We start from the raw sequence: 12535 nt of genomic DNA, 5'->3' as shown, positions 1-12535 counted from the left end.
TGTGTCGAAGAATTATTTTTAGACAGTAAGTCTGGTGCTTTTGAATTGGAAGATTCTCGCCTCCGCCACATCGATGCCCTCAACCGTTTATACCTAATTGCTGCTGTTGCCCTTCTCTATGCCACCACTACTGGTATGACTGTTCAGCTTTCTGGATTACGTACTACTGTTGACCCAAATAGAGCAACGTGGTTTAAGCTATCTTAAAATTGGTTTGCGTTATCTTCGTGGCGTGATTAATAAAGGACGAGCATTACTTGTTCCTATTCCCCTATTCTACAAAGATCCAGAGCCTTGTTTTGCCTCCAATAAGGCTCGACCAGATTTACATAACTCAATCTGGTTCGAGCGGATCGTTACTATTACTTGCAAAATCTGACTATTTCCCTTCAATTAGAGATGTGTCAGGCAGTCAGCTTCTAATCAATTCTCCATTGGGGAGAATACTTTGACCACAGAGAATACTCTCAAGATCGAAACCAGTAGCACCAGTCAGGTCAGCGGGTCCCCAAAAAGTTTCATCATTAGCGATAATGCCTTCCAAACAGGCACTTCTCATGTTGACGGTGCTGAAAGTAGCATATCTCAGATCGATACCACGAAGGTTAGCCCCTTCAAAGTCGGAGTCATAGACAGTTCTCCTATAGAAGGTAGCTCCTTCCAAGTTAGCTCTTCGGAAATTACAGTTGGTAAGAACACTGGCTTCGAGAGAAGCTCTAGTCAAATCAGCACCCTCAAAGGTAACTTCGTTAAATCCACAACCACCGAAGTTAACGCCAACCAAATTAGCTCCACTGAAGTTAGCTTTAACAAATTGGCAATCTTGGAAGCTACATCTCCGAGGCTCGACACTACTCAGATCCACACCACTCAGATCGATCCCTTCTTGAAACCAAATCTCAATGAAAGATCTTCTTCCAGCCTCGTAAATATCCAACAATTCTTCAGCAGTCATCCTAGTCATGATTTCCTTATTATCATTTGAGCTTTTTTTGAATACTCTTGAGAGCTTTCAATAATCTTAACTGCAAAATTCGCCGATCGCTAAAATCTAGCAGATCGGATTTACCCAGATTGACGCGATCGAAGAATCGATCGATCTCGCTGAGAATTACCTGAAGCCGAGACATGATATTATCAGTTCGATATTCAGCAAGTAGAGATTCTAAATTACTAACAGGTGCAGCAGATTTAACTACTTCTAAAATACGATCGACATCGTAGGCGGTGCTAAAACCTGCAATTTTGTGACAGTTAAATCCTGGATCTAAATAATCTGATAACCCATGATTGACACTTGAAAATACTTGACAGCCACACGCGATCGCTTCTAAAGGTTGCAATCCAAATCCTTCGGTGACGCCTTGAGTTGCCCAATACTCAGCGGAGTCATATAAATACACGCGCGATCGATTGAATAAGTCTGCTAAACTATCGACAAATCCTTCGATAATTTCGACCTTACAATGGGGTTGAAGGGCAGGGATTAATTGTTTTAAGAGATAGTCAGAAGACTTGCGTGAATGTACCAAAACATCGATCGATCTGTCTAGTTGGCGATTTACAAATTCATCTGAAATTTGATTGGGCAAGTAATATAGTAGCGCGTGGGGCGATCTTTGTCCCCAGTATCCTAGTGTATTGCGACTGACACAGACGATCGGGATTTGGGGTGGGAGTCGAAAGCCGTACTCGGCACTATGAGCGTGATAAATTGTCGGGTAGCCGTGTAACCGTGCTACTAGCTTGGGGACATCAAAGCCCCAACTCACGACGAAGATCGTATCCTGTGGTTTGCTTGCCAAAACATCGTCTAAGTATGCTTTATCTGGCTCTCGCTGGCGATAGGTGACGACTTCGATGGGACAAATCTGTTTGACTAACTCGGTCGTTTTGAGTTCGGCAAATAAGCCCCCACAGTGAAATTTTTGAGTGGTTCCAGGTAACAAAAACAGGATTTTTCGCATAAGTGTCGAGCGATCGAATCTATTTGGAAGAATGCAATAGAAAAGTGTAGTATATCCTCCACAAATCCGCAGTTCTTAATTAATCTAAGTTATTACCTCCGAGAATGCCTACGATTGAAATCGTGGCTAGTGATGCAAAGTCCGCCTTCGCGGACTAAATCTATATAGTCCGCGAAGGCGGACTTTGCGTTCCGAGGAGTGATTTTAATCACTTTGAGCGTAGGTAATAACTTAGGTTAATTAATATCTTGGAATAAAGACTCTTTGTAACTAGGATCGATCTCCCAGTCCTCATTCTCACCACCAACGAATAGCTGGACGATCTCGACGTATTCTTTATTCAATTGATAAAGCGAGTTGATCAAAATATCGATCGCGATCGCATCACTAGTACCTAGATCCATCCAACATCGCGCCCAGTTGCCTTCATACTCAAAGTCGCCCATATTGTGCATCAAGGACATCATCGTGCTGTCAGCAGCATCGTTATCATAATCCATATAGCTCAGATCCAAGCCTGTTTCTTGCACCTGACTATTTTCGGCATTAAATCCGCCGAGTTTACCCAAGAAAAACCATGAAGAAAAAACTTCTTCAACCAACTTTTTCTCTTGCTCTGAAGGTACATTCGTAAACTCCAGCCAAAACCAGACATCGAATTGACTGAATTCACGAAATTGGACTTGCATGGTGGTTAGGCTTTAGGTTTTAGGCTTTAGGTTTTAGGCTTTAGATGTAGGGTGTGTTAGGCGTAAGCGATGCGCGTTCCTCGGGTTTCCCGAGGGTTTAGCGCATCAAGACAGCCGTAACGCACCAACAACCGATCGCCAGGATCTGATTGAGGATATTTGTAGTTACATAAATCTAGTCAAATTAATCCGATAGCGTTCTTTTTTAGTGATAACAATCTCACCTACTTCTAGTCTACCTTTACCGCGAATGGCGATGAGATCTCCTGCTTTGAGTGCATGAGCAGATTGACTGATATCTCGCCAATTGACGCGCACGTCCCCACTCGAAATCAGATCGACCATTTTGCTCCGAGACATCCCAAATCCAGCAGATGCGATCGCATCTAGTCGCAGGGAAGCTTCGGTGGTGACTAGTTCTTTTTTCTTGGGTTCGCGAATCTTTAATTCACTCAATTCGATCCGGCGAGTCTTGACAGGTACCGATCGCACTTGAGTCAAATGAGTTTCTAAAAACTCTACCAACTCTGGAGCGACGATCGCTTGAGCACCTTGTTCGCCCAAGACGATGATATCACCTGTTTTATCTCTAACGATCCCACACCCCAACATCGCACCCAAAAAATCTCGATGAGTCGGCGGATCGAATAAGAAATTTCCCGCAATTTGAATCGCCGCCAAGGGGACTTGAGTGGGTTCAAATGGCAATTCACTCCGACAAAACCCGAGCCGTTGTCTCTCGGCTTGAGGATAGCCACCTGTAGCGATTAATTCGATATCGGAAAGACGGCTAAATACGTCTTGAATTTCGGCGATTTCGGGTGGGGATAGGAAGTCTGTTTCGACTACTTCCCAAGTTTTGATGGCTTGTTCGGCAAGATCGATCGATCGCGCTACAACTTCACGATTTTCGATGACGCGTTTGAGTAATTCTTCTCTGGGGAGCATGTTGGTAGTTGACAGTTGACAGTTGACAGCTACGCTCGTGCTATTGATACATATCAGTGTAGACTTGCAGGGCTTCTGGATCGCATTTCCGTAAGATTGTTGTGGCTTGTTGGAGCAAGAGCTGAGAACCTTCGACAACGATCAGATATTTTCCGGCATTCAGGCGGTTGCGGTATGGCAAAGCGTCGCCACTCCCGAACGCAATCCCGCCACCACCGCCGATGAAGACACTCCCCATCGCGCCACCGATCGCGCCAAGTAAACCACTGATAATATGGTCGCCGATCTCGCCTGCCCACGCAAATGTCTGTAGATTGGTAAGGGTGCTAAAACCCGCTCCCCCGATAAAGCCAAATGGAATCAGCCAAGTTGCCATCAATTTAGCTTGTTTGCGTGCCTGTTCGTTGGGATCGATCAGTCCAAATTCATCAGCACTTTTGTAACCGCGACCGAGAATGGTAATTTTATTGAGCGGTAAGCCTTGCTTTTCTAAGAGCGTATATGCGGATTCTGCTTGGATGCGATCGGACAGGACAGTGACTAGATAATTATTATTCATGATGATCTGATTATAAAAGCTTTGGGTTGGAATGATAATGGTGAATGGTGAATGGTGGATGGTGACAAGCACCGAGCTGACGCCACACAGGGCATCAGTCAATACAGTTTGGTTAAATACCTTTGTGAATTAGTCCGCAAAGGCGGACTTTGCATCACTAGCGGCGGTTTTAACCGCTGACTGACCGAACCAGATGGGGACATCAGTTGGATATTTTTTAGGTAGGAAGGGCATAAATCCCACTGGCTAAATTGTAAAATTGAGCGAGAAGATCGCCCCACTGGACGGATAATCCGAGTAGAATGTGCTATTGCGTTGACCTTTATCCAACAAAACCGATCGTGTCTAAAGTTCTTGTTTCCGACCCCATCGACCAAGCAGGGATTGACATCCTGTCACAGGTCGCTCAAGTAGACGTCAAAATTGGTTTACCACCAGCAGAATTAGCTCGGATTATCGGCGACTACGATGCGATTATGATTCGATCGGAAACCCGCGTCACTTCAGAAATTATCGAAGCTGCTACAAATCTCAAGATTATCGGTCGCGCAGGTGTCGGCGTGGATAATGTCGATGTCCCTGCCGCTACCCGCAAAGGGATCGTAGTCGTCAACTCCCCTGAAGGTAACACGATCGCGGCTGCCGAACATGCTCTAGCGATGATGCTGTCGATGTCTCGCTACATCCCAGAAGCAAACCAGTCGATGAAAAGCGGACAGTGGAACCGCAAGCAGTTTGTCGGTACAGAAGTTTATAAAAAGACACTTGGTGTCGTTGGTTTGGGTAAAATTGGTTCCCATGTTGCCACTGTCGCCAAAGCGATGGGGATGAAGTTATTGGCGTACGATCCGTTTATCTCTGCCGAACGTGCCGAGCAGTTGGGGTGTAGATTGGTAGACTTGGATACGATCTTCCGCGAGTCAGATTATATCACCCTCCATATCCCCAAAACCCCAGAGACAGCCAACATCATCAATGCCGAAACCCTGGCGAAGATGAAACCCCAGGCGCGAATTATCAACTGTGCGCGGGGTGGCATCATCGATGAAGCGGCTTTGGCGATCGCGCTCCGGGCGGGTACAATTGCTGGTGCGGCGATCGATGTATTTGCGATCGAACCACTGGGCGAATCCGATTTGCGGTCATTAGGCAAAGAAATCGTCCTTACGCCCCATCTAGGAGCCTCCACAGCCGAAGCCCAAGTAAATGTTGCGATCGATGTTGCCGAGCAGATTCGGGATGTGTTGCTCGGGCTACCAGCGCGGTCTGCGGTCAATATCCCTGGACTCCACCCTGACGCGCTCCAACAGCTCAAGCCATATCTCCAACTGGCTGAAACCCTCGGTAATATGGTCAGTCAACTCGCTGGCGGACGCATCAACGATCTCCAAGTGTGTCTGTATGGCGATCTCGCCGAGCAACAAACCAAACCAATTATCACTGCCGCGCTCAAAGGTTTATTGTCTCCAGCACTGCGGGAGCGCGTCAACTATGTCAACGCAGGGATTGAAGCCAAAGAACGCGGCATTCACGTCTCGGAAACTCGCGATGCTTCGGTGCGCGACTATGCCGCGACCCTCAAGCTGATTGCCAAAGGCTCTTTAGGTCAACATTCGGTCACAGGTGCGCTCTTGGGTGATGCTGAGATGCGGATTACTAGTATTGATGACTTCCCTGTGAATGTCGTGCCTACTCAAAATATGTTATTCACGGTGCATAAAGATGTCCCTGGGATTATTGGGATTATTGGTTCGCTCTTGGGCAAATTCAATGTCAATATTGCGAGTATGCAGGTCGGACGCAAGATTGTCCGAGGTGATGCTGTGATGGTCTTGAGTCTCGACGATCCTTTGCCCGATGGCATTCTGGCTGAAATCAAGCAGGTAAGAGGAATCAGTGACGCCTATACGGTCACGCTGACAAATTAATCCGCCCTGCTCCGCCTGACGATTGTCTTGACCGTCAAGCACATTGTGTTACTGTGGTGGTATCCGATCGGTTGCCGAGCCGCGTCAAAAGCTAATCACCACAGTTGAGATCCCACCCAACTGTAACTGAGCGGATCGATCGAGCTTCAAGGATTCGATCGCTGATTGCCACCAATCATCTGCTCGATCTTTCTCCAAGGGCGTTGCTGAATAGAGGTATGAAATTCCCCTAAACAACCTGTAGGGGTACCCCTACAAACATACCTGAATTCAGCAACGCCTCTCCAACCGCATCCTTAAACCCCTCATTCGTCCGTCGATACTTACAATCATGTCTAATAGCTGGTGGGAAATTAAAATTGATTGCATCCCCGATCTCGAAGAAAGTATCTTTTGGCGACTGAGTGAATTTGGATGTAAAGGGATGTCTACCCAAGCGCAAGGTCGCGAGATTCTGATTTCGGCGTACATCCCTCAAGTTCAGGTCAAACTCCTGGCGGTGTCAGATCTCTCCCTCCAATTGGAGGATGATGCACGGGAGATGGGTTGCCAGTTACCAGTAACTAGCTGTAATCTGATCGATGAAGAAGATTGGTCGAGTAGTTGGAAACAATACTGGCAACCACAACCGATCGGCGATCGATTGTTGATTAACCCCGCTTGGTTGGAGCCACCCACTGATACAGAGCGGACGATCCTCACCCTCGATCCTGGTGTCGCCTTCGGGACTGGCACTCACGCGACGACTCAGCTATGTCTAGAAGCACTCGAAATGCGCCTCCAACCAGGTACCCATCTGACGATTGCCGATCTCGGTTGCGGTTCGGGTATTCTCTCTACCGCCGCATTATTATTGGGTGCGCGGCAGGTATACGCAGTGGACAATGACCCTTTGGCTGTCAAAGCCACAGGCGAAAATCGCGCTCTCAACGGTATCCCCGCTGAGCAATTAATTGTGGATTTGGGTAGTATCGAAACACTTCATTCGCTACTTCCCGCCCCCGTTGATGGCTTTGTCTGCAATATCCTAGCAGATGTCATCATTCAACTCGCGCCCTCGATGGCGGCATTAGTCAAGCCTAGAGGTTGGGCGATTTTGAGCGGCATTTTGTCGAGTCAAGTTGCCGATGTATCCAATGTACTAGAACAACACGGCTGGGTGGTCGGTACAGTCTGGAATCGCTTGGAATGGAGCTGCATCAATCTCAAGTACAAGTAGGGATTAGGCTTTAGGCTTTAGGTATTAGGTTTGAATCGGATACTGGTGTGTTAGGCTCCAGCCGTAACGCACCCTACATCAACCTAGCTGCTCATCTAGGATTGTTTTAACCCCTAAAGCCTAAAGCCTAATCCCTAACCCAGATTGCCCGATGAACTGGTAAGCCGCGCTTGAGAGTAGCTACTTCGCGTTCGGTGGGTACTGATAGGGGATTGGGTTCGAGCCATTGGGGTTGAGTGCGCTGGAAGGCTGAATTTTCGCTAAATCGATCGCACATTTCTTGGGCTACCCATTCGAGATCTGATTGCAAAAATACTTCGCCACCACTGGGTAAATAACGGGCGATATCGTTGACTAATTCTGGTTGGACGACGCGTCGCTTGGCGTGTCTATTCTTGAAACAAGGATCGGGATACTGGATACTAATCCGCTGCAATTTGCCAGGTGGGAGCGATGCGAGTAGTATGGCTAGTGAAGTATTGATATTGCCAAAGACATAGTGCAGATTGCTCAGAGCCGCTTCATCCCGAATCCGATTGGCTTGGATGACTAGAGCTTGGCGAATTTCGATCCCCAAATAGTTCCACTTGCGATCGCCTCGTGCTGATTCTAGCAAGAATCGTCCCCCAGCACTCCCAATATCGAGATGGATCGGTGCGGCTAAATCGGGATACACTAGCGACCAATCGGGCGGTATCAGTGGCTGTTGATAGATGATACTGAGGGGATTGACATGCTGTCTGACTTTGATCCGAGACATGAAACTACGAATGATATGGGAAATGGCTGCTACAAAATCGACCTATGAATAGATAAAGCTAGCATATATGGGATTATCATCACTGCAATCTCATATCTGCTAGCAAGATCGTAAAATGGCGACGATTCAAGATAATAAATCAACTAACCGATCGAGATTTCGGTGATTGTTAAATATCTTTACATCGGCTCTAAATAAGATCTCAGAACTATGTGCGGTAGTCGAGGTTACCGCTGTGGCTCAGTTATTCGTCTTCTGCATCGACTCCGTTTGCATCAACTTGTTTGAGATGAATATGTTTCCGACCGAGGGTGATTTCAAACACGTCTCCTTCTTGTAAACCCATTTTCTTGGTATAAGCAGCCCCAATCAATAAGTTATTGTTAGATTGGACGGTGATTTTGTAGCTAGCACTGCGACCGCCACGACCGCCCCCAGCAGCTTTGCCATCCAACTGAATGCCTTCAGCATCAATCAGCGCGTTCAGAAATTTCATCATGTTGACGCGTTCTACACCGTTCTTCGTTTCGGTAAAGTAGCCGCATTCACGCGCTTTATCTTCTTTGCTTGCGCTGCCGAGGTCTTTGACTTTTTGAAGCAGTTCTTCGCCGACTAAAGGCTCAATATTTTTCTTATTACTCATCAACTTAGATTTCAAACTAGAGGGTCTAACGCTATCCGGCGTTGCGGTTTTGCTAAACTAGCCCTGCAATTAGTTATTGGAGGTTGCTATTAGCACTTATCACCATAGTACACTGACTAGAGCGATCTTTTTAACTTTCTCGATCTAACATACCATCTTTTTTAGAGCGGAACGAAACTTATTTTAAAATGTCAGGTGCATCGTAAATAATAGTTTCGAGTAATCAATTAAGATCTCCTGACGATCGACAATTGGAGCCAGAAGATTTCGCTGAGATTTTGCTAGGATGGGAATGAGCCGATGGGCGAGTGGCGATGCGTACGCCTGCATGTCTTGCCCAGGCAACCACAGCATCCCCCTGAACCCACACTAACTATGAAGCTGACTACTCGCGGACATTATAGCGTTAAGGCGATGCTAGACCTCAGTTTACAACCAGGTTATGGGCCAGCCGCTGTCAGTGCGATCGCCACTCGTCAATATTTGCCCATTCCCTATCTCGAAAAACTGCTCATTGAATTACGCCGTGCTGGATTGGTGAAGTCTATTCGCGGCGTTCATGGTGGTTATCAACTCGCCAAAAAACCTACCCAAATTTCTTTGAGCGATATTTTGATGGCGGTTGGCGAATCAATGGTGGTTGACAAGCCAGACGGCAATGAATCGAAATCCGCTCTACTCAAGGAGCACAATCTTGCTGCAGATTGGGTCACTCTGATGGTATGGAGCCGACTTAATGAAAAATTGCAAGCAGCTTTGGCGAGTATTTCGCTAGCGGATCTTTATTACGACGCCCGTAGTTGGCAAGCGGCGCAAGGTGAAGTGACTAATTATATTATTTAGCGGGTAGAGGGTAGAGAGTAGTAAATGGAAAATAACAAAACGTTTAGCCATCAACCATTAATCACTACCCCTTACCTAAGTAAATTTACATTTTGCTAATAATCCGAGTCAGAATTTCCACACCGGAGAAAGCTTGCCAGCCAAAGAGACCGACGATGACTAAATTGATGCCAATGTGACTGTATCTAGCCCAATCCAGCCCTTTTTGCATGTAAGGAGACAGCGAAGCCGATACTGCAATCAAACCAGTCATTCCCAAACCAGCCAGTAGGTGCGGGCCGAAAAATAGCTTGCCATTATTAATATAAGTAGCAGCCATCCCACCGATCGATCCCAACACCATCACCGCGAGGACGATCGAGCCAATTTGGTGGTGACGGACATTAAATTTACCCTGAATGAGTTTTTTCTTTTCCTCACCTGTTGCCGTGCGTGTTTTGCGGATCTGGAAGCCCAGATACATTGCATACAGAGAAGTTGCCAATAAAATCCACATCAGCGGTGGATGGATAAAATTGAGATAGGGTTTGATATTAGCAGGAATAAAGTCCATAGGATCGGCAAAATTGACGCAAAAGTTTTCAGAATATCTATAAAAGTTAGCATAAAATTTGTGGGTGTTGGCAATCGATCGCCACGCTAGTACCAACTCGCTCAGACCCAAATCGAGCACCACCACATCCACTCACAGTTCGACTGCTAAAATTTATGCCGATCGCCAATAGGTCTCATCTCCTCCTGCTTCAGTCCGCTAAACTAGGTAACTATCGTCAAGTTGCGACTGCCTTGGAACGCGGTGCCCAGGTGAATGCAACCGATACCCAAGGTACCACCGCGCTGATGTTTGCCGCCCAAAAAGGGTTTACTCAAATTGTCGAGCAACTCTTGCTGGCTGGTGCCGATGCCAATATCCATCGTCAGCAATTTGGGACGACGGCTCTGATGTTCGCGGCTGGAGCAAATCGACTGGTGGTAGTCGAGCAGTTGGTGGCTGCTGGGGTAGATGTGAATGCGACTAATGAAGATGGTAGTACGGCACTGATGGGGGCAACGTTAGCTGGGGCGACGGAAATTGTCGCTGTGCTGCTGGCTGCTGGCGCGGATGCCTGCCAGATCGATACGGATGAAGACAATGCGCTCAATCTGGCGATCGATCGCCATCATCCTCAGATCGTCCGCCAACTGCTCACTGCTGGTGCGGATCTCCATTATCGACGCAGCGATGGCAAGACACCGCTGTTACTGATGTCAGCACCAGGCGATCCGACTATGCTCCAGATGTTACTGGACGCTGGAGCCGATATTGCAGCAGTAGATAGTGACGGCGATAGTTTGCTCATCATGGCGGCTGAGTGCGGATATGTGAGCCTGATTCAACCACTAATCGATCGTGGAGCCACGATCGATCTTCAGAATCACGATGGCTGGACAGCCTTAATTGCTGCTACATCTGCCAGCCAGATCGAAATTGTGGGAATGCTGTTAGCTGCTGGAGCCGATCCCAATCTTCAGAATCAAGATCTCGAAACCGCGTTACACCTAGCCGCCATTGAAGGCGATCGCGATCTCATCGGGTTGCTCCTGAGTCACGGAGCGCACACCGATGTCATCACCAGTCTGGGGGACACTCCACTCATTTTAGCGACATTAAATGACCAGCCAGCAGCCGTGGAAGAGATGCTAGCGTTCCAGATCGATCTTGATGCTCATCAGCAAGGTGCCACGGCTGTTGGCATCGCCATCGTCAATCGGTACTCAGCGATCGCCCAAATGCTGATCGCTGCGGGTGTTCCACCCACCCAAATACTCAGACATGGACAAACAACACTCACTATTTGTGCGATCCACGGTGATATCGAATTGGTGCGATCGCTCATCGCTGCTGGCGTCGATCTCAATGCGCCCGATGACACTGGAGCCACCGCGCTGATGTGGGCGACACATCGCCATCATCATCCTGTCATCGAATTATTATTAGCGGCAGGAGCCGATCGCACTTGCAAAAATCTGGGCGGTTTAACCGCGCTCGATCTAGCGCAGCTAAATCGCGATCGCCATGCACACAAACTACTGACGACACTCTAGCGATGAGTATTAAGTAGCTAGAGTGGGGATCGCCACATCAGCATCTTTGTGAGTGCGCTCCCGTTCGACTGCCACCTCCTTACCGATCGGAGCCGAAAAATGTCATAATATCAGATGCCGTAAGCTTTTACATGACTCTATAGCTCGGCGATCGCGTGATTACAAATCGTTTAAGTGTTGTGCAAAGATATTATTAGATAAAACTCATTTAGTTTATGACTCAACTCACCAATTCCGCTGACGTGCCAGATCTCGGTCGTCGCCAATTCATGAACCTGCTCACTTTCGGAACGATTAGTGGGATGGTGCTGGGTGCAGCTTATCCGTTTATCGCCTACTTCGTACCACCAGCTAGCGGTGCGGCTGGCGGCGGCGCAACAGCCAAAGACGCTCAGGGCAACGATGTCAAAGTTAGTGCCTTCTTGGCTGGTAAAGCTAAAGGCGATCGCGAATTGGCACAGGGCTTAAAAGGCGATCCGACCTATATCGTGGTCGCAGATGCCACGATTGTCAATTATGGGATCAATGCCATCTGTACTCACCTCGGCTGTGTCGTCCCTTGGAACAAAGCTGAAAACAAATTTATGTGTCCTTGCCACGGTTCTCAGTACGATGAGGCAGGCAAAATGGTGCGCGGTCCCGCACCAAAATCGCTAGCTCTAGCTCATGCGACAGTCACCGAAAACGACACGGTTGAGCTCACTCCTTGGACTGAGACTGATTTCCGTACAGACGAGCCAGCTTGGTGGGCTTAAACTAGGGGATCGGCAATAGTCATCGGGTTGAGTTGGACACTATCCGCTACTTTCACTATGCCTACGGCAGGTTACCATCTAACGCGAGGCTGACGCCAACAACTGCGGATCGCCCAAGGAGAGGCTCAGCCAACGGTGT

14 protein-coding genes and 1 pseudogene are annotated in these 12535 nt (G+C 47.7%); 6 read left to right on the top strand and 9 right to left on the bottom strand.

The window, feature by feature from the left end; all coding sequences use genetic code 11:
- A pseudogene (locus ACEW9I_RS11435) lies at positions 1-207 on the top strand (hypothetical protein); the annotation flags it as partial.
- A 205-nt stretch (positions 208-412) separates the two neighbouring features.
- Here the strand turns inward: ACEW9I_RS11435 and ACEW9I_RS11430 are convergent.
- From ACEW9I_RS11430 to ACEW9I_RS11410, 5 genes are all read right to left on the bottom strand, one after another.
- Positions 413-964, bottom strand: a complete 552-nt coding sequence (locus ACEW9I_RS11430) for a pentapeptide repeat-containing protein (protein ID WP_373540464.1) — start codon at positions 962-964, stop codon at positions 413-415.
- A 13-nt stretch (positions 965-977) separates the two neighbouring features.
- Positions 978-1967, bottom strand: coding sequence for a glycosyltransferase (locus ACEW9I_RS11425; RefSeq protein ID WP_373540463.1), 990 nt, complete (start codon positions 1965-1967; stop codon positions 978-980).
- A 236-nt stretch (positions 1968-2203) separates the two neighbouring features.
- Positions 2204-2656, bottom strand: coding sequence for a DUF3531 family protein (locus tag ACEW9I_RS11420; protein ID WP_373540462.1), 453 nt, complete (start codon positions 2654-2656; stop codon positions 2204-2206).
- A gap of 165 nt (positions 2657-2821) precedes the next feature.
- The gene (locus ACEW9I_RS11415; protein WP_373540461.1) at positions 2822-3604 is read right to left on the bottom strand and encodes a photosystem II S4 domain protein; all 783 of its coding nucleotides are present in this window, start codon (positions 3602-3604) and stop codon (positions 2822-2824) included.
- A gap of 40 nt (positions 3605-3644) precedes the next feature.
- On the bottom strand, positions 3645-4163 hold the full coding sequence (locus ACEW9I_RS11410; protein WP_373540460.1) for a hypothetical protein: 519 nt from the start codon (positions 4161-4163) through the stop codon (positions 3645-3647).
- Between the two features lie 341 nt (positions 4164-4504).
- Here ACEW9I_RS11410 and serA point away from each other — a divergent pair, with 341 nt between their 5' ends.
- Positions 4505-6091 (top strand): phosphoglycerate dehydrogenase, encoded by a 1587-nt coding sequence (gene serA, locus ACEW9I_RS11405; RefSeq protein WP_373540459.1) that lies wholly within the window; start codon positions 4505-4507, stop codon positions 6089-6091.
- A gap of 331 nt (positions 6092-6422) precedes the next feature.
- Positions 6423-7310: a 50S ribosomal protein L11 methyltransferase gene (gene prmA / locus ACEW9I_RS11400; protein WP_373540458.1), complete on the top strand. Its 888-nt coding sequence runs from the start codon at positions 6423-6425 to the stop codon at positions 7308-7310.
- Positions 7311-7437: 127 nt separating this feature from the next.
- Here the strand turns inward: prmA and trmB are convergent, their stop codons facing one another.
- From trmB to ACEW9I_RS11385, 3 genes are all read right to left on the bottom strand, one after another.
- Positions 7438-8070, bottom strand: a complete 633-nt coding sequence (gene trmB / locus ACEW9I_RS11395; RefSeq protein WP_373540457.1) for a tRNA (guanosine(46)-N7)-methyltransferase TrmB — start codon at positions 8068-8070, stop codon at positions 7438-7440.
- Between the two features lie 244 nt (positions 8071-8314).
- On the bottom strand, positions 8315-8713 hold the full coding sequence (locus ACEW9I_RS11390; protein WP_373540456.1) for an AbrB family transcriptional regulator: 399 nt from the start codon (positions 8711-8713) through the stop codon (positions 8315-8317).
- Positions 8714-8896: 183 nt separating this feature from the next.
- Positions 8897-9067, bottom strand: coding sequence for a hypothetical protein (locus ACEW9I_RS11385; RefSeq protein WP_373540455.1), 171 nt, complete (start codon positions 9065-9067; stop codon positions 8897-8899).
- 21 nt (positions 9068-9088) lie between these two features.
- Here ACEW9I_RS11385 and ACEW9I_RS11380 point away from each other — a divergent pair, with 21 nt between their 5' ends.
- Positions 9089-9556, top strand: a complete 468-nt coding sequence (locus ACEW9I_RS11380) for an RrF2 family transcriptional regulator (RefSeq protein WP_373540454.1) — start codon at positions 9089-9091, stop codon at positions 9554-9556.
- Between the two features lie 85 nt (positions 9557-9641).
- Here the strand turns inward: ACEW9I_RS11380 and ACEW9I_RS11375 are convergent, their stop codons facing one another.
- Entirely contained in the window at positions 9642-10109 is a 468-nt protein-coding gene (locus ACEW9I_RS11375; RefSeq protein WP_373540453.1) for a DUF4079 domain-containing protein, read from the bottom strand.
- Between the two features lie 155 nt (positions 10110-10264).
- Between ACEW9I_RS11375 and ACEW9I_RS11370 the strand changes: the two genes are divergently transcribed.
- Both ACEW9I_RS11370 and petC read left to right on the top strand, forming a co-directional pair.
- Entirely contained in the window at positions 10265-11641 is a 1377-nt protein-coding gene (locus ACEW9I_RS11370; RefSeq protein WP_373540452.1) for an ankyrin repeat domain-containing protein, read from the top strand.
- A 215-nt stretch (positions 11642-11856) separates the two neighbouring features.
- The gene (petC, locus tag ACEW9I_RS11365; RefSeq protein ID WP_373540451.1) at positions 11857-12396 is read left to right on the top strand and encodes a cytochrome b6-f complex iron-sulfur subunit; all 540 of its coding nucleotides are present in this window, start codon (positions 11857-11859) and stop codon (positions 12394-12396) included.
- Positions 12397-12535 lie beyond the last annotated feature (139 nt).

Source organism: Chamaesiphon sp. (assembly GCF_041738855.1).
GTDB lineage: Bacteria > Cyanobacteriota > Cyanobacteriia > Cyanobacteriales > Chamaesiphonaceae > Chamaesiphon.
Note: the sequence above shows the minus strand (reverse complement) of the source record. Positions and strands in the feature narration are given on the sequence as shown.

Excerpts from the sequence above, each read along its gene's own strand:
- ACEW9I_RS11430 (WP_373540464.1), bottom strand. The coding sequence starts at position 964 with ATGACTAGGATGACTGCTGAAGAATTGTTGGATATTTACGAGGCTGGA.
- ACEW9I_RS11425 (WP_373540463.1), bottom strand. The coding sequence starts at position 1,967 with ATGCGAAAAATCCTGTTTTTGTTACCTGGAACCACTCAAAAATTTCAC.
- ACEW9I_RS11420 (WP_373540462.1), bottom strand. The coding sequence starts at position 2,656 with ATGCAAGTCCAATTTCGTGAATTCAGTCAATTCGATGTCTGGTTTTGG.
- ACEW9I_RS11415 (WP_373540461.1), bottom strand. The coding sequence starts at position 3,604 with ATGCTCCCCAGAGAAGAATTACTCAAACGCGTCATCGAAAATCGTGAA.
- ACEW9I_RS11410 (WP_373540460.1), bottom strand. The coding sequence starts at position 4,163 with ATGAATAATAATTATCTAGTCACTGTCCTGTCCGATCGCATCCAAGCA.
- prmA (WP_373540458.1), top strand. The coding sequence starts at position 6,423 with ATGTCTAATAGCTGGTGGGAAATTAAAATTGATTGCATCCCCGATCTC.
- trmB (WP_373540457.1), bottom strand. The coding sequence starts at position 8,070 with ATGTCTCGGATCAAAGTCAGACAGCATGTCAATCCCCTCAGTATCATC.
- ACEW9I_RS11390 (WP_373540456.1), bottom strand. The coding sequence starts at position 8,713 with ATGAGTAATAAGAAAAATATTGAGCCTTTAGTCGGCGAAGAACTGCTT.
- ACEW9I_RS11385 (WP_373540455.1), bottom strand. The coding sequence starts at position 9,067 with ATGCTGTGGTTGCCTGGGCAAGACATGCAGGCGTACGCATCGCCACTC.
- ACEW9I_RS11380 (WP_373540454.1), top strand. The coding sequence starts at position 9,089 with ATGAAGCTGACTACTCGCGGACATTATAGCGTTAAGGCGATGCTAGAC.
- ACEW9I_RS11375 (WP_373540453.1), bottom strand. The coding sequence starts at position 10,109 with ATGGACTTTATTCCTGCTAATATCAAACCCTATCTCAATTTTATCCAT.
- ACEW9I_RS11370 (WP_373540452.1), top strand. The coding sequence starts at position 10,265 with ATGCCGATCGCCAATAGGTCTCATCTCCTCCTGCTTCAGTCCGCTAAA.
- petC (WP_373540451.1), top strand. The coding sequence starts at position 11,857 with ATGACTCAACTCACCAATTCCGCTGACGTGCCAGATCTCGGTCGTCGC.